General features: G+C 32.9%; 18 protein-coding genes and 1 pseudogene. 13 read left to right on the top strand and 6 right to left on the bottom strand.

From position 1 onward, the window contains the following. Window positions 1-8: 8 nt before the first annotated feature. Window positions 9-278 (bottom strand): hypothetical protein, encoded by a 270-nt coding sequence (locus tag ABWU62_RS07665; protein WP_353288031.1) that lies wholly within the window; start codon window positions 276-278, stop codon window positions 9-11. A 157-nt stretch (window positions 279-435) separates the two neighbouring features. Between ABWU62_RS07665 and ABWU62_RS07660 the strand changes: the two genes are divergently transcribed. The 7 genes and pseudogenes from ABWU62_RS07660 to ABWU62_RS07630 all read left to right on the top strand — a co-directional run bounded on the left by ABWU62_RS07660 (window position 436) and on the right by ABWU62_RS07630 (window position 5,502). Further along, window positions 436-840 (top strand): hypothetical protein, encoded by a 405-nt coding sequence (locus ABWU62_RS07660; protein ID WP_353288030.1) that lies wholly within the window; start codon window positions 436-438, stop codon window positions 838-840. A gap of 111 nt (window positions 841-951) precedes the next feature. Further along, window positions 952-1,677 (top strand): F0F1 ATP synthase subunit A, encoded by a 726-nt coding sequence (locus ABWU62_RS07655; RefSeq protein WP_353288029.1) that lies wholly within the window; start codon window positions 952-954, stop codon window positions 1,675-1,677. Window positions 1,678-1,736: 59 nt separating this feature from the next. After that, window positions 1,737-1,964, top strand: a complete 228-nt coding sequence (locus ABWU62_RS07650) for a F0F1 ATP synthase subunit C (RefSeq protein ID WP_006014985.1) — start codon at window positions 1,737-1,739, stop codon at window positions 1,962-1,964. Between the two features lie 3 nt (window positions 1,965-1,967). Further along, a complete protein-coding gene (locus ABWU62_RS07645) occupies window positions 1,968-2,447 on the top strand; it encodes a hypothetical protein (RefSeq protein WP_353288028.1) in 480 nt (159 codons plus the stop codon). Window positions 2,448-2,454: 7 nt separating this feature from the next. Continuing rightward, window positions 2,455-2,931, top strand: coding sequence for a hypothetical protein (locus ABWU62_RS07640; RefSeq protein ID WP_353288027.1), 477 nt, complete (start codon window positions 2,455-2,457; stop codon window positions 2,929-2,931). Between the two features lie 5 nt (window positions 2,932-2,936). Further along, a pseudogene (locus ABWU62_RS07635) lies at window positions 2,937-4,525 on the top strand (glycosyltransferase family 2 protein). Next, window positions 4,507-5,502 (top strand): COX15/CtaA family protein, encoded by a 996-nt coding sequence (locus tag ABWU62_RS07630; protein WP_353288026.1) that lies wholly within the window; start codon window positions 4,507-4,509, stop codon window positions 5,500-5,502. The pseudogene ABWU62_RS07635 and the gene ABWU62_RS07630 overlap by 19 nt, the downstream one beginning before the upstream one ends. Here the strand turns inward: ABWU62_RS07630 and ABWU62_RS07625 are convergent. Together ABWU62_RS07625 and ABWU62_RS07620 are read right to left on the bottom strand one after the other, a co-directional pair. Further along, on the bottom strand, window positions 5,485-7,584 hold the full coding sequence (locus ABWU62_RS07625) for a biotin carboxylase N-terminal domain-containing protein (RefSeq protein WP_353288197.1): 2,100 nt from the start codon (window positions 7,582-7,584) through the stop codon (window positions 5,485-5,487). The genes ABWU62_RS07630 and ABWU62_RS07625 overlap by 18 nt on opposite strands. Before the next feature lie 156 nt (window positions 7,585-7,740). Then, entirely contained in the window at window positions 7,741-8,289 is a 549-nt protein-coding gene (locus ABWU62_RS07620) for an ankyrin repeat domain-containing protein (RefSeq protein ID WP_353288025.1), read from the bottom strand. Window positions 8,290-8,432: 143 nt separating this feature from the next. Here ABWU62_RS07620 and gltX point away from each other — a divergent pair, with 143 nt between their 5' ends. Both gltX and ABWU62_RS07610 read left to right on the top strand, forming a co-directional pair. After that, window positions 8,433-9,911, top strand: coding sequence for a glutamate--tRNA ligase (gene gltX / locus ABWU62_RS07615; protein ID WP_353288024.1), 1,479 nt, complete (start codon window positions 8,433-8,435; stop codon window positions 9,909-9,911). A 463-nt stretch (window positions 9,912-10,374) separates the two neighbouring features. Then, entirely contained in the window at window positions 10,375-11,082 is a 708-nt protein-coding gene (locus ABWU62_RS07610; protein WP_353288023.1) for a pyridoxine 5'-phosphate synthase, read from the top strand. Here the strand turns inward: ABWU62_RS07610 and ABWU62_RS07605 are convergent. The 3 genes from ABWU62_RS07605 to rplM all read right to left on the bottom strand — a co-directional run bounded on the left by ABWU62_RS07605 (window position 11,075) and on the right by rplM (window position 12,439). After that, window positions 11,075-11,386, bottom strand: a complete 312-nt coding sequence (locus tag ABWU62_RS07605; RefSeq protein WP_353288022.1) for an HU family DNA-binding protein — start codon at window positions 11,384-11,386, stop codon at window positions 11,075-11,077. The two genes, ABWU62_RS07610 and ABWU62_RS07605, sit on opposite strands and share 8 nt — an antisense overlap. Window positions 11,387-11,531: 145 nt before the next feature. After that, the gene (gene rpsI, locus ABWU62_RS07600) at window positions 11,532-11,933 is read right to left on the bottom strand and encodes a 30S ribosomal protein S9 (RefSeq protein ID WP_052264863.1); all 402 of its coding nucleotides are present in this window, start codon (window positions 11,931-11,933) and stop codon (window positions 11,532-11,534) included. A 47-nt stretch (window positions 11,934-11,980) separates the two neighbouring features. Further along, on the bottom strand, window positions 11,981-12,439 hold the full coding sequence (gene rplM, locus ABWU62_RS07595) for a 50S ribosomal protein L13 (RefSeq protein WP_017532138.1): 459 nt from the start codon (window positions 12,437-12,439) through the stop codon (window positions 11,981-11,983). Between the two features lie 119 nt (window positions 12,440-12,558). On the opposite strand from rplM, the gene ABWU62_RS07590 reads away from it, so the two are divergent. The 4 genes from ABWU62_RS07590 to ABWU62_RS07575 all read left to right on the top strand — a co-directional run bounded on the left by ABWU62_RS07590 (window position 12,559) and on the right by ABWU62_RS07575 (window position 16,284). After that, window positions 12,559-13,803 carry a TolC family protein gene (locus tag ABWU62_RS07590; RefSeq protein WP_410542198.1) on the top strand — a complete coding sequence of 415 codons (1,245 nt, stop codon included), beginning with the start codon at window positions 12,559-12,561 and terminating at the stop codon, window positions 13,801-13,803. A 10-nt stretch (window positions 13,804-13,813) separates the two neighbouring features. Then, the gene (locus ABWU62_RS07585; RefSeq protein WP_353288021.1) at window positions 13,814-14,335 is read left to right on the top strand and encodes a PopZ family protein; all 522 of its coding nucleotides are present in this window, start codon (window positions 13,814-13,816) and stop codon (window positions 14,333-14,335) included. A gap of 75 nt (window positions 14,336-14,410) precedes the next feature. Further along, window positions 14,411-14,989, top strand: coding sequence for an RlmE family RNA methyltransferase (locus ABWU62_RS07580; protein ID WP_353288020.1), 579 nt, complete (start codon window positions 14,411-14,413; stop codon window positions 14,987-14,989). Between the two features lie 289 nt (window positions 14,990-15,278). Next, a protein-coding gene (locus ABWU62_RS07575) for an IS630 family transposase (protein ID WP_353287646.1) occupies window positions 15,279-16,284 on the top strand; the annotation gives its coding sequence in 2 pieces (ribosomal slippage) (window positions 15,279-15,740 and window positions 15,742-16,284; 1,005 coding nt in all). The last annotated feature ends 280 nt before the right edge of the window (window positions 16,285-16,564 follow it).

Below are 16,564 nucleotides of genomic sequence, written 5' to 3'. Positions count from 1 at the left end.
TACTTTTTCTACAAAGAAAGGATTTTGTTTATATCACCTTTACAATCCATCTCCATGCAGAGTTGAATATTCATATTGTGATCATCTATATGGAAATTATAAATGTAAGCATCGCCGGTGAAATTTCCTATAATATCATGGTTTTCATCTAGCATTTCACCTGCCATGTGGAAAAGACCAGTGTCTGGATTAGCAGAATAATCTGTAAACTTGACATAACCGTTGCTACATTCCTGTTCTAAATTTAAAGGTGGATTAGTAAAATCTATTTCGTTCATAATTGCCTCATATTAAAATTAAATTATAGTTAAAATAAGATATTAAGTCAAGAATTTAAAGTAAAGTTGGTAGCTAACTATAATTATATCTTATTAATTATATACTTTCTTGATATACTATTATTATAATAATGATTTTAATTATGTAGGTATTAATATGGATAATACAATAGCATTTGAATTTCAACCAACAGATAGCAATGATGGCGAGATGAATTTTAATTTTTATGCTCATCCCGACCATGAAGGTACGGACCTGCAAGTAACAGCAATGCAAGGTAAGGATGCTGTAGTGATAAATTATGATCGTTCTTTTGATCAAGATTCAGGTGAAGTGGATAATTCTTCTTTAGAATTTATTAAATATTATGATTATTATGGTCCCGATTTGGCAGAGCAATTTAGTGATATTTTTGAAAGTAATCTAGTTATCAAGAAAGTAGAGTTTGATCGTGAAAATGATAAACTTGTTACTGCAAGAGTGGAATTTGAAGCTGATACTGAAGGAAATGCTGTAAAGGTCAAAAATAAGGCAAAAGCTTATGGCCTAAAGGTAAAATAAATAAAAAGGGCTCTATACACAAACATAGAGCCTACATAATCTTAATTCTTGACTTTATACTATAAAATTTATACTTTATTTACTGTTGCAGTTTTATTACATAGGGTAAAAGTGGCGTTAAATCCGCTAGAACAATTTAAAGTATATACAATAATAGAACTACCAAAGTTATTTGGGTATGACATAAGCTTTACCAACTCATCTCTTTTTATGATGATTTCGGTAATATTGATGGTACTATTTTTGCTTCTTGGAGTAAGAAAAGGGGCAGTAATACCAGGATATTTGCAGGCCGCAGTTGAATATGTATATGATTTTGTTATTTCAATAATAGAAAATAACACTGGAAGTAAGAGTCTAAAACATATTCCATTGATATTTACAGTATTTATTTTCATTTTATCATGTAATTTAGTTGGTGTTCTGCCTTATAGTTTCACGGTCACAAGTCATGTAATAGTCACTTTTGCTTTGTCGATGGTGGCTTTTATTTATATAACGATTGTTGGGTTTAAGGAAAGAGGAGTAGGATTTTTGCGCATATTGCTACCAAAAGGAACTCCTTCGTGGCTTGCGCCTATAATAATTATTATTAAGTTATTTGCTTATTTAGTAAGACCGATTAGCCTATCAATAAGGCTTGCAGCAAATATGATTGCGGGTCATACGATCATTAAAGTGATAGCAGGATTTATCGTAAATATGAACATATTTTTTACACCTGCACCTTTTTTGTTTATAATTGCACTAATAGGATTTGAAGTATTTGTTGCAGTTTTGCAAGCTTATATATTTACTATATTAACATGTGTATATTTGTCAGATGCAGTAAAGTAATTGACTTCCTTGCAGAATATTTTACAATTATATTATAAAGAAATAGTTAAAGGTAATATATGGATTTAGTGGCTTTAAAATTTATAGCAATTGGTTTGGCTGTATTTGGAATGCTCGGTGCTGGTTTAGGTATAGCTAATATCTTCTCTGCTATGTTAAATGGGATTGCGAGAAACCCTGAGTCAGAAGGTAAAATGAAAAGTTACGTTTATATTGGTGCTGCCATGGTTGAAATCATGGGGTTGCTTGCGTTTGTACTTGCAATGTTATTAATATTTGCTGCTTAACAGATGCCACAGCTTGATGTTTCAACTTTCTCTTCTCAAATTTTTTGGTTTTTGATTTCTTTCTCTTCACTTTTTTTTGTAGTAAGTTGTTTATTCTTACCAAAGTTAGATGAAATAATAAACACTAGGAGTAAAGCAGTATTAGATTCTTTTAATAGTGCTATTCACCTTTTAAGGTTTACGGAAGATCAGATTGCCAAGTATAACGCAGCTTTAAATCAAGCTAAAGTACAGGCAAAAAAAATCATAGATGATGCACTTGCTCAGGTGGAAGAAATGAGAGCGAGTGTTAAGAGTATATTGGGGGAGGAGGACAAAAAAATAGTCAAGCTTGTTGAAGAAAGAGTGGCGAAATTTAAATCTAAGTATATTAGTGAGTTAAAACAAATGGCTACTAGTATTGCTTTAATTTACTACACTAAGTTAACTAATTCTGAAATTGAAGAGGAATTTGTTGCTGACTTGGTGTCCAAAGAATTTTAGGGTTTTTATGTCTACATTACTAGTTATCAGTCTTGCTTTTTTAGTAGGTTTTATCCTTTCGTATAAATTGCTAGGGAAGGTAATAAAAAACGCACTTAACAATAAACGTAACAAAAGCAAGTTTTCAAGTGAAGAAACTGAAAAATTCAGAAAAGATATGTTGGAGTATTACAAAAAATCTTCTGAAAAATACAAAAAATTAGATGCAGAAGTTAACAAAATGATAAATGAAGCACTTGATAAGGCTAATAGTATTATTAAGCATAATAGACAGCAACTCGATCAAACGTTAGATGAAAATGCCCATTCTAATTTGAAGAAAGTTACTGACCAAGTTGAAAAAGCTCTTGGGGATTTACAAGCTAACACAGCGAGTATAGCTGCTGATGCTGTAAAAAAAATAATGCATGAACGTAAAGATGATAAGCGTAGTAGTGAGGTTATATCTTCGTTTTCACGTGACTTGAGCAAAAAGTTGCATTAAGTTTAATGCCTGTACTTCAAACTGATAATGTAGAAAAAATTAAATTTGATTCTAGTTTATGCAAAGAACAAGAGAAACTTTTCTACTATAGGTTTAATATAATTCCTTGGCAAAAATTAAATGATACTACTTTTTTTATGGTTGAAGACATAAGCCAAGATATCAACCTTTGGGTCGAATCTCATTACGGTATTGAATATGTATTAATAAAAGCGAATAGTGAACAGATTTTAAATCTTCTTAACTCGCACTTTGGTATTTCAGAATTCGCAAGTAACTACTTATATTATAAGAATCGTAATTTTTCAGCTAAAAGCATTAGGCTCAGTTCAATCTTTTTTTCCTCTTTTTTTGTTATAATTTCGACTTTAACACTGACAAAAAAATATGCATATTTTGCTTTGGTGTTGATATTTATAATCGGATGTTCTAGTTCTTTATTCAAATTCGTAACTAAAATTTTGGCTTACGCAAAATTTCTAACCAAAAAGTAGATTATGATAAGATGGATGAACCTATATATACTATTTTGTTGCCTGCTTTTAGAGAGAGTGCGGTGATAGAGCAATTGATTGAAAGCATTGAAAGTTTGGATTACCCAAAATCAAAATTAGATGTAAAGCTTGTGATAGAGAGCGATGACCAAGAAATGCTAGCAGCTATAGAAAAATGTACTTTACCGCAGTATTTTGAAGTAATAAAAGTGCCTCATTTTTTACCTAGAACAAAAGCTAAGTCATGCAATTATGCTATGAGCTTTGCTAGAGGAAAGTATGTGGTAATATATGATGCAGATGATAGGCCAGATCCGTTGCAGTTGAAAAAAGCACTAATTGAATTTAATAATGGTGACGAAAAGTTAGCTTGTGTACAGGCGAAATTAAATTACTATAATTATGATTATAATTTTTTCACAAAATCCTTTTCTCTAGAATATATGAATTGGTTTCAATATTTATTGCCTGGATTTCAAAAAATGAACATGCCAATACCTTTAGCTGGTAGCAGCAACCATTTTTCAGTAGAAATTTTAAAGAAAGTGCTTTTTTGGGATGCTTACAATGTAACTGAAGATGCTGATCTCGGTTTAAGACTTGCACAAATGGGATATAAAACCAGGATTATTGATTCAGAAACATTGGAAGAATCACCAACTACTGTGTTTGCTTGGATCAAGCAAAGAGCACGCTGGATCAAAGGTTATATGCAAACTTACATTGTTCATTTAAAAAATATAAAATTACTTTTTAAGCACACTGGGCTCAAAGGAGTTTTGCTATTAAACCTTTTTGTTGGTTTCTCAGCCTTTATATTTTTCACTACTCCTTTTTTGTTACTTTCATTGATAGTAAATCAAGTTTTAAGCGGATTATTTTTATATTATTTTGTAGTAGTATACGTTATTAACTTGATTTTTTTGATAATAGCTATCAAACAGCAAAAAATGCCTTTTTATTTTTATATAGTATCAATATTTTTTCCCGTCTATAGTCTGCTACATAGTATTGCAGCTTTTTTTGCTTTGTGGGAATTTGTTATTCACCCTCAGCAATGGAATAAAACTCAGCATGGATTATGGAAGCAAAACCTGTAGCTATTTGGCTTTTTCTCTGCTCTCTCATGGTGATTTGCATGGTGGGAATTGGTGGATTTACCAGACTTTCAAAAGCAGGATTGTCAATTACGGAATGGAAACCAATTACCGGAACATTGCCACCGCTGAGTGAACAAGACTGGCTAAAAGAAAAATCAAAATATGAAGCTACACCTGAATATAAAGCATTTAACTATGGTATGAGTATGGAAGAGTTCCGCACCATATACTTAATAGAATATGTGCATAGGTTGATTGCAAGGCTGACAGGTTTAGTTTTTATTTTACCATTTATATACTTTACACTAAAAAAAAGAATACCTAAAAATGCAGTAATAAGGTTATCTACAGCACTATTATTTGGAATTTTACAAGCTTTTGCTGGTTGGTATATGGTTAAAAGCGGTTTGGTAGTCAATCCTCATGTTAGTCACTATAAGCTCGCACTTCACTTACTGCTTGCATTGGTTATTTTTGCATTATTGTCATATCAATTTTTTGATTACCAAATCAAACCAAAGCAAATAATTAAAATTAATAGCAACATTACATGTTACATATGGATAATTTTAATCCTAGTGACAGTACAAATAATCTTCGGTGCATTTGTTGCGGGATTAAATGCTGGCTTAATTTACAATACCTTTCCACTAATGGATGGACAAATTGTTCCAGAAGATTTATTTTTCTTACAGCCTACATGGCTAAATATCTTTGAAAATAGAGTAACAGTGCAATTCATACACCGGACATTGGCATTGCTGATATTAGTTCTGACAGCAATACTCACAATAAAAAATGCCAGTGTAAAACCAGTATATATTATGCTACTCTCCGTCATTATTCAGGTAATTTTAGGAGTAGTCACTTTGTTGCTGCATATACCAATGGCCATTGCCATAGCCCATCAAATGTTTTCATTTATCTTATTTGGGTCAGGTTTATATTTCTTGTGTTATTTAAGAAAGCAGATCTAATACCAAATCACCAGCCTGTACATTTTTCCCCTCTGTAACAGGGATATTTTTTATCACCATTTCTGATTCAGCACATATGATATTTTCCATTTTCATTGCCTCCACAACAAAGAGAGGTTGTCCTATTTCTACCTGATCTCCAGCATTTACGTGTAATTTAACTAATAAACCAGATATTGGGGATTTTACAGCATCTACTAAAATCCCTTCTGTTTCATTATTTAGCATTAACTTGCTTAGTTCAGCTATGTAAGGTTTCAACACACAACATTCAGCTTTCATACCTGCATGTCTTATGAAGTACTTGCTGTCTTGTCTTTCTATTTTAAGTGCTATGTTGGTATCGCCATTAATTATGATATGTAGCAATCTACAACTTGATTTCCACCTACCTACCACGGAGTATTTATTGTGGTTATATACTGTTGTTAATATATTATCTTGGTATTTTGCATTTATGGAGTACTCATTGTCATTTATTTTCACTATGAATAAATCTCTTGCATGGTCATCTGTTGTTTCAATGCCATAAGGTATCACCCGAGTAGCTGACACTGGTGCCCCTTCTTTTTTACTAGATTCCAGTGTCACGCACTGAAATGACACCTGAGTTGTTTCATTTACTGCTTCGTGATAGTACCTTTCTTCATTTTCTAAATGAACATACAGTGCAGCAAAAATAAATATTTTAATACATTCCTCTGTGATAAAATCGCCTTGAAACCCACTGGGATAATGGTCTGGAATGAATCTTGTGTGGAGTTTTGCTGCAATAAAGTTTGGATGATGGAAAATGGATTCTAGAAATTCTATATTATTTGTTACTCCTTCTATATAACATTCAGACAATGCTTTTTGCATTCTGCTGATTGCTTCTATTCTATCTTTTCCATATGTTATAACTTTTGCAATCATCGAATCGTAGAACATGCTGATTTCTGAACCTGCAGCAACTCCATCATCTATTCTTACATAATTATTTTCATCCGGTTTATCGTAATATTTTATTCTTCCGCTGGAAGGGAAAAATTTCTTTGATGGGTCTTCAGCACAAATTCTACTTTCTATTGCAGAACCAGTAAGTTTAATATCATCCTGATTGAATCTCAATTTTTCTCTACAGGAAGTTCTAATCATTTCTTCTACTATGTCTATTCCAGTTATAAATTCTGTTACTGGATGCTCAACTTGTAATCTCGTATTTACCTCAAGAAAATAGAAGTTTTGGTCTTTATCTACAACAAACTCGACAGTACCTGCTGAAAAATAACCAACTTGCTTTGCCAAAGAAACACATTGGGCATACATTTTTTGTCTTACTTCTTCACTAATAAATGGACTTGGAGTTTCTTCCATTATTTTCTGGTTATTCCTTTGTATCGAGCATTCCCTCTCTCCAAGACACACTATATTGCCATATTTATCTGCTATGATTTGTATTTCAATGTGTCTTGGCAGCTCTATATATTTTTCTATAAAAATACTGCCATCTTTAAAACTTTTCTCCGCCTCGTTTGTTGCTGATGTAAATGCTAGTACAATTTCTTTTTTGGAATGTACAATTCGCATTCCTTTGCCACCACCACCTGATGCAGCTTTGAGCATAACGGGAAAACCAATTTCTTCAGCAACCATGGATGCGTGGTCAGCATCTTCGATCTTACCCATATATCCTGGCACTACATTTACTCCAGCCTTTCTTGCCTCTTCTTTTGCCGTTATTTTGTTGGCTGTAACTTCTATTGTCTTTGCACTTGGACCAATGAAATCTATGTTATGTTTTTCCAGAGCACGTGGAAAATCTGGATTTTCCGCTAAAAATCCATAGCCAGGATGAACCGCCTCAGCACCTGTTTCAACTGCTACTTCGCATGTTTTTTCAATATTTAAGTAACTGAGGTAAGCAGGCGAAGGACCAATGTGCCTTGACTCATCTGCTTGCTTTACATGCACAGAATTTGCGTCTGCATCTGAGCACACACACACACAAGATATACCCATCTTGCGCGCAGTCTTGATTATCCTGCAGGCAATTTCCCCTCTGTTTGCTATTAAAATTTTACTATACTTCTTTCTTATCATCTTATCAGTATACTTTCTTAACTTAAGAAAGTAAATTGTTGCCTGCAAGTAATTCTTTCTCTCTACTAAGGAGTCACAACTTGTCCTATTGGAATAATATTAACTTCTTCAACTAAAGTACTTTCATTATGCAAATCATATATCTCGTTACATGCTTTAAATAACAGACATGTAGCCCCCCCCAGAAGCTATTGTTGCTATTGAAGCCAATGCAAGAGACTGAGAAACTGAAAACAGAAGATACAAAGATACACACATAGCAATAGTACACACTATAGCTCCCACTACATATAAACCCAGGCGAAACTCCTGAGTACCTATAATGCTGTCTTTTATGCCTGCAATTTTCTTAATTTCTTTTCGTTGTTCTTCATCTAAGAAATAGAGAGGAGCTACTGCTACTCTACCAAAAAGAAAGGAGCTTTTATCGCAGAGTGCATTTTTAATATATTTTTTATTACGTTTAAGTTCCTCTTTTAATCCTTTTGATTCTTTCCACTTTTTGGCTTCTTCTGCCTTTTTAATTTCTCTCTCTAAATCAGAGATAACCTTTCTTACTGTAGGTAGCAATATTCCGCTCTTTGCTGCTATGTGAAGTAGATTACCGTCTTCGTTGCGCATAGTTACAGAAGCAATATTCTCCTTACAAGCTCTAATGAATTCATCTTCATTACCTTCTCTTGCAACCTCAAATAAGTTACTCATTACATACCTCGCTGTATTTCTAAATTATACAATGCAGTTTATTAAAGATAAATATAAATTGATCTTTCAAATTTACAATAGTTCCACGTTGTTGCAAGTGCAAATTTTAGTTATCATCAGTTACATTATTACAATTGATAAATATGTCAGGTATAGTCACTAGATTCGCTCCATCACCAACAGGATTTTTACATATTGGAGGAGCTCGCACAGCTTTATTTAATTGGCTCTATGCGAAGCATCATGGTGGCAAATTTTTACTGAGGATTGAGGATACCGACAGAAAACGCTCAACACAAGAAGCAATTGATGCAATAATAGATGGGCTAAAATGGCTTAGCATCAGTTATGATGGAGAAATAATATATCAATCAAAAAGAATAGATAGACATGTTGAAGTTACAAATCTTTTAGTTGAAAAGGGTAGGGCGTATCACTGTTATTGTCCTGAAGATGAAGTTGCAGAAAAGAAGGCAAAAGCAAGAGAAGAAGGAAAAATATATAAGCATAAATGTACTAGTTCAGCATCAGGTGCAAAGCCTGTTGTTCGCTTTAAAGTGCCAGACTCAGAAGATATTGTTGTTGAAGATAAGATATACGGCCAAGTTAAAATAAATAGCGACCAGCTTGATGACATAGTAATCTTACGTTCTGACAATACTCCAACATATATTTTTGCTGTAGTGGTTGATGACCATGATGCTGGAATAACCGATATTATACGTGGCTCTGATCATCTCACTAATACCTTCAAACAATTACTAATATATCAGGCTCTTGATTTTTATGTTCCACGCTTTGCACACGTACCGCTTATTCATGGAGAAGACGGGAATAAGTTATCTAAAAGACATGGTGCTACAAGTGTTTGCGATTATGAAAAGATGGGAATATTGCCAGAAGCAATGCGTAACTACCTGCTTAGACTTGGTTGGAGTCATGGTAACGATGAAATTATTAGCGATGAGCAAGCAATAGAGTGGTTTAATTTAGAAAACATCGGTCGTTCACCTGCACGACTTGATTTTAAAAAATTAGAGCATTTAAATAATCATTATATTAGTAACATGAGCAATGAGGATATTTTAAGTATTATTATTCCAATGTTTGAGAGTAATGCAAAAGATCTTTCTTTAACCCAATCCTTGATGTCATTCCAGCGCGTGACGCTGGACTCCAGAAAAACAAAAGAATGGATCCCAGTGTCAAGCACTGGGATGACAAGTGGTAATGTGTTTTTGATTGATAAGAAAAAGAATTATTTATTACAAGGACTAACAGAGCTAAAAAAAAGAGCAAACTATCTAACCCAACTGCTGGATTTAGCAAAGTTTTATATTCAAGTTGATTTAAGTGAAGAAGCTCAACAAATTATCAAATCTAACCTCGGTATAATTAAGTTACTTGCATCATTTCTTTCAAATGTCAGTGATGAAGATTGGAATAAGAACTTTTTATCCTCTCAGATTAAGGAATTTTCAGAATTACATAATATAAAAATGAGTGATGTATACCACTCATTGCGCGCTCCTATAACAGGAGTAATGGATGCACCTGGAATCATCGATATAATGGTAATTCTTGGTAAAGATGAGTGTATAAAAAGATTGCGAGCAGTTTAAATAAAAAATTACTTGACAGACTCTCGTGGCTTCATTATAGTGGAGAATGAAGGTTTTTTAGGATCCAAAATCTATCTTCACCAGCAGGTTTTTTCATCAAATAACCAAATTTCAGCAAAAAATATATAAGTTTATTTTTGCTAGCTCTTTATTCATATAGGAGGGTTTATGTCTAGAATTCCTGATACTTGACTTTTATTTTTAAGTTAAAAAAACAATTGGCGCCTATGGTTTTCACATTAAATCATTTTAAATTGTTAAAGTTAATGCGGGCTTTTTTTGCCTTTTTTTATTGGTATTTTTTTCATATTTTATTATATCATTATACTGTGGTACCATATAGACTTCAGTTTCATGATAAGGGGAGCAGGCAGAGTAGCTCCGTCTCAGCTATGGCATTAAACGATGACATGCATAAGATCTAATAATATGTATAATTTATAAATAATTTTTGAGGTAAATTGTGAAATTAGGTGTTAATATTGATCATATTGCAACCCTTCGCAACGCGCGTGGAGCCTCTTATCCAGATCCATTAAAAGCAGCAAGAATAGCTATTGATGCTGGGGCAGATTTTATTACTGTACATTTGAGAGAAGACAGAAGGCATATCAGAGATGAGGATGTATTCAATCTAAAAAAAAGTATTAGTACTGAGTTAAATCTTGAAATTGCAGCTACGGAAGAAATGCTCGAAATAGCAAAAGAGGTAAAACCCTATTCGATTTGTATAGTACCAGAAAAAAGAGAGGAATTAACAACCGAAGGTGGCTTGGATATTTTGAATATGCACAGTAAACTTTCTGGTATAATAGAGGAAATGCATAGCTTTGACATAAAAGTCTCACTGTTTATCGATCCAAATATTAATCAACTAAAATATCTTGAGAAGCTAGAAAGAAAGCCTGACGTAATAGAAATTCACACAGGGGATTACTGTGATAATCCATCAGAAGAAAAATTAAAACTTATTACTAACTCTGCAGAATACATTAATAAGCTAGGAATAGAATGCCACGCAGGGCATGGCATAAATTATAAACATGCTAAAAGAATAAAAGAAATACCTCACATCTCAGCTCTTAACATAGGCCATTCTTTAATCAGCGAGACTATATTTCATGGCTTACACAGTGTAACTAAAAAGATGAAAATGACTATATCTAAATAGCTGGTGCTTTCTCTTTGTTATTTAAAGTACTTGAAAGAGCTTGACTTGCTTTAAACCTGACCCTTCTCTTTTCAGGAACAGTCATGATATCACCGTTTTGGGGATTGCGGCATTGTCTTTCCTTACTTATAGCAGTAGAGAATGTCCCTATTCCATGTAAACGTATTTCACCTTTACGATTTAGATCGTTCTTGATTATTTCCATAAAAATATCATGAAGCTTACCTAAAATAGCTTTTGTTATATCTATACCTTGACTAGAGCACTCTTTACTCATTTGGTTTACTATATCTTCTTTACTCATAAATTACCTTAATATTGAAAAATTACATAAACAGCATATTATGCTAGTGCCAATAGTCAACTAAATTCATCATAAAAAGAGAAAATGTCATAAACCCTTGTAAGAACTTGTATAATATTTACAAAAAAATACCATTATGAAACAATTATCTCTTAGAAAACTGACATTTTTTTCGAGCTTTATGTTGACCATATTTCTTACGCTCAACAACACGTGAATCTCTAGTTAGGAATCCACCTTTACGTAATATAGAGTGTAGATCTTGACTTATACTACTTAAAGCTCTGCTTATTCCATGAGCTAAGGCACCTGCTTGGCCAGATAGTCCTCCACCTTTTACAGTTGCAAACACATCATACCTATCTAACATAGAAGTTACTATGAATGGTGCTTTAATCATTTGACACACTGATTCTCTTTTAAAATAAGAAATTAAATCATCTTTTTTATTAACACTAAATTTTCCACTTCCTGGCTTTATCCACACTCTTGCCACAGATTCTTTCCTTCGACCTGTAGCATATGAACGACCAAGTGAGTCAATCATTGCCTTTTTTGGCTGATCATTATTATTTATTTTCACTTTTTACTCCATTATTTCTTATTTTTACGATTTAAAGAGGCAAAATCTATTTTTTCAGGTTGCTGCCCTTGATGCTTATGCTCTGAACCAGAATAAACATATAAATTTTCAAACCGTCTACGTGCCATAGGACCATCATCAAGCATTCTTTTTACTGCCATTTTTATCACACGCTCAGGGAATTTGCCATTTAAAATATTATCTGGAGTAGTTTTCTTTAAACCACCAGAATAACCTGTATGCCTATAGTAGATTTTATCTTTAAGTTTCTTTCCGGTAAAATGTACCTTTTCTGCATTAACAATGATTACATTATCACCACAGTCCATATGAGGTGTATATTCAGGTTTATGTTTTCCACGCAATAACATTGCTACAAATGCTGCAAGCCTTCCTACTACTAATCCTTCTGCATCTATAACAAGCCATTTTTTATCAATTTGTTTCTCTTTTAAGAAAAAAGTCTTCATATATCAATACATAACAGTGGATTATGATATACTAAGTTGCTTGATAGTGTCAACAACATTAGTTATTGATTATTAAAGTAATTTATGCTAATAACTTAAATAACATGCTAGAAGGCAAAATGTTTCGATTGATTATTATATTTGTAATTGCTTTTGGTACTATAGGTTGCTATGCAATCGATTTGCAAGAAGCTATAAGCAAAGCTATCAAAAATAGCTCAAAAATAAAGTCTCAATTTTACCAATATAAGAGTGCTGAAAAACAGCTAAAATCTTCCGGCTTGGTTGGATTTTTACCTGATATCAATTTAGGGTACAGATTTAATGAAAAATTTGATTTTGAGGATAAGACTGGTGGTAGACTTGGTCTTGGAAGTAGCTTAACATTAAATCAAAAGCTAATAGATGGTGGTGGCACTTTTGCTACATTCAGCCGATCAAATTATCTTCTCCAGGCGGAAAAAATGCGATTTCAGCAATCTAAGCAAGAAGTTGCACTCAGCGCTGTGAAAGCATATGTTAATGTTTTACAAAAGGCAGAAATATTAAAATTGGGGGAACATAAAGAACGTGTTTCTTTAGAACATTTGTCAGCTATGAAAAAACGCTTTTCCCTTGGAGAAGTTACTAATGCTGAAGTTTTGTTCGCAAAAGCAAAATTTTCATCTTCTATATCCAAAAGAGTTGATGCTGAAGGTGAATTAAAGCTCGCTAATATTGCTTACTATCATTTAATTGGTGAAGATGCTGATAATCTTTATGAGACTAATGGTAAACTACCTTCTATACCAGAATTAAATGAATGTTTACAGTTAGCAAAAACCAATAACTTATCCCTAAAAGCAGCAATTTATAAAAAAAGGGCTGCTGGAATGGAAGTGATTTCTGAAAGTTCCAAGTGGCTTCCTTCTTTGAATCTAAGTGCAAGTAAAAATTTTGGAAAAGACAATATAAAATTAGACACGTTACTAGAAAATGTGAATGTTGTCTTTACTCTTGATATTCCGATCTTTAAAAGAGGTGTTAATGTTTTTGGTGTTAGTAGAGCTAAAATGGATGCAAAACAATCCACTTACGATTATTACGAAGCAGTAAAAAAGATAGAACAAGCAGTTATAAATGCTTGGAATAACGTGCTGACAGCAAAAGCTATTATTAAAGCAAGTCAAGAAGCAGAAAAAGCAGCAGCTTTAGCATTGGAAGGAGTTGAGCAAGAAGTAAACTTAAATTTAAAGAGCACAATTGATCTTTTGGATACTGAAGATGAACTATTTAAAGCACGTTCCGATCTAATTCAGGCAAAAAGCAATTATGTAATTAGTGTTTACAACTTGCTTTTTATGATAAATAGTATAAACCTTTAAATTTAATGGTATGAGCGATAATCAATCTGTAAAAGATATACTAGAAGATATAAAAAAAGCTATATCGGGTAAAAATCCAAGTGGCGATAGAGCAGAAATAATAGATGAAGATAATGAAGTATTATGCCTTGAAGAGGAGTACCCAGAAGACATCGAAGAAAAAGAAAATAGTGAAGAAGAGAATAATTGCCAAAGTGAGAAAATGAATAACCAATTTAATAGCCATAGTTACAACTCAGAAGAGAAAAATTTGTATAATAATATCCAAATGAGTAGTAACAAAGTGAGCTATCAAGAACAAAGTAACGAGCATTTAGTTTTAAAAGAAAATATGGAGGAAATTAAAACATTGCTTGAAAAGATGCAAAGCGAACTACGGCATAAACAACAAAAAAGAGCGGATCTTACTGTTGAAGAATTAGTTGTATCTCTTTTAAAACCTCAGCTTTCAGAGTGGCTGAATAAGTATCTACATGCATTGGTAAAAGAAGTAGTTGAAAAAGAGCTCAAAGATATAATCAATAATAAGTAGGTTATTAGTATAAAGACCAGAGTAAAAACAGCTAGAGGTAGAAAATTATCTTCAACAAGATGGCTACATCGCCATTTGAATGATCAATATGTGCAAAAAACCAATAAGGACGGTTATAGATCGCGCTCGGCATATAAGTTAATAGAAATAGACGATAAATTTAAACTACTCCAACAAGGGCAAAAAATTATTGATCTTGGCGCTTTTCCTGGTGGATGGTCACAAGTTGCATCTAAGAAGGGAGCGAGTGTGATTGCTGTTGACATAAAACCAATAAACGCAATTAGTGGAGTAGAGTGTATACAGTGTGATATTATCAGCGAACTTGAATTTTTAAGAGAAAAATTCAAGGATCACAAATTTGATGTAATTTTATCTGATATGGCACCAGAATCTTGCGGTTTAAAATCGTTAGATCATATCAGAATTATGCTTTTATGCGAAGCAGCACTCAATTTTGCAAAGCATTTTTTGAATCATGATGGCAAATTTGTAGTAAAAATTTTTCAAGGAGAGTCTGATAAAGATTTCTGCAATGAGCTAAAAAAAATGTTCAAAACAGTAAGATACTTCAAACCAAAATCAAGTAGATCTGAATCTACAGAAATGTATTTAGTAAGTTTAGGCTTTATTAGTGGCAACTATTCTGTATAGCAGGTACTTACAGAAATGTTGACGAATCTTATCCTATTAAACTGAAGATTAATAACGCTCGCACAAAAGCCCCTTTTTCTTGTTTAAATATTTATGATAATTAATTAAATTCTTAACTTTATTGCTTAAGTATATGATAATTAAAGTATATTATTATTTTTATAGGAGAATTTTATATGTATTTAGAATTGTTCAAACATATATTAATACCAATTCCCGCTATACAAGCAACGAATAGACAATAATGGAAAAAAAGCCATACTGGAGTAAGTAAAATAGCGAGGTTTAGATGGCATTAAGATCAAAATTATTGGATGAAAAAGTGGTGGAATCAGCAAAAGAGATGCTGAAGAAAGTAAGAAATAATGCGTATGTTGCAAAAAAACTAAATGCTGTAATTGCAGCAAAAAAGCACAGTATAACAGCTGTAGCAAAAATATGTTGCATTTCGAGAAAGGCAATTACTACATGGATAAAGCACATAAAATTTGGAAGAGAAGAAAAATTATTTTCTCCACCTCAACGCCGTAGAAAAACTATATTGAACCAAAGTCAACTTGAACAAATTGAGGTGTGGATGGAGGAAAACCCCAATATTACTATTAGAGAAATGAGAATAAGAATCCAAGAAAGATTTGGTTTGAATATCAGCAAATCCACAATACATCGTAATATGCAAAGAATGAAATTCTCATATATCACACCAAGACCAGTTCATAGTGGACAGGATAAAAATAAGCAAGAGGAGTTTAAAAAAAAACCTCAATGAAACTATTGTCATGCATTCTGAAAAAGAGCTATTTTTCTTCGATGAATCACGGTTTGGTACACATTCAAAAGTTGGACATGGGTGGTTTAAAAAAGGCAGTAGGACACAGGTTAAGGTAAAATTAGGTAGGGAAAATTTTTATCTCTATAGTGCAGTTAATCCCAGAAATGGAGAGAATTTTAGCTTATTTGCACCAAACGTCAACACTGCTTGTATAAATATATTCCTTGAACAGATGTCGCAATATTTAGGAATACGAAAGGCTTTTCTCGTGATGGATTGCGCTAGTTGGCATAAGTCAAAAAGTTTAAAGATACCTAAAAATATCGAAATTATATACCTACCACCATACTCACCTGACCTCAATCCTGTTGAGAGGTTTTGGTTATATATAAAACAGAACATTTTGCGCAATAAAATCTACGATACAATTGTTCTGCTTGAGAGCGCTTTGTGTAAATTTATTACCTCTCTTTCCCCTTCCACGGTTAAACAACTCTGCAATGCTTCTTATTTGGTTCATTAATAATGAGAGTTGGTATTACCAAGAAAAACTTGGCATAACTTTTGTGCTCAAAAAAACTTCTGGATTCCAGCATCAAGTGCTGGAATGACATGGTGAAATATTATTCAAGTAGCCTCTGTCCCAGTGTCCATTTGGTGTCATTCAAGTCAGCTCTCTTCTTGTCATCCCAGTACTGGGATTCAAAAAACTGACCAGGTTGGTTACGTGCTGGCTCTCTAAAATTACTTTAGTTATAAATATCAAGAAATTTACTAAATAAAAAAAGACAAAAGAACCCCCG

Source organism: Wolbachia endosymbiont (group B) of Gerris lacustris, assembly GCF_964028355.1.
Lineage (GTDB): Bacteria > Pseudomonadota > Alphaproteobacteria > Rickettsiales > Anaplasmataceae > Wolbachia.
Note: the sequence above shows the minus strand (reverse complement) of the source record. Positions and strands in the feature narration are given on the sequence as shown.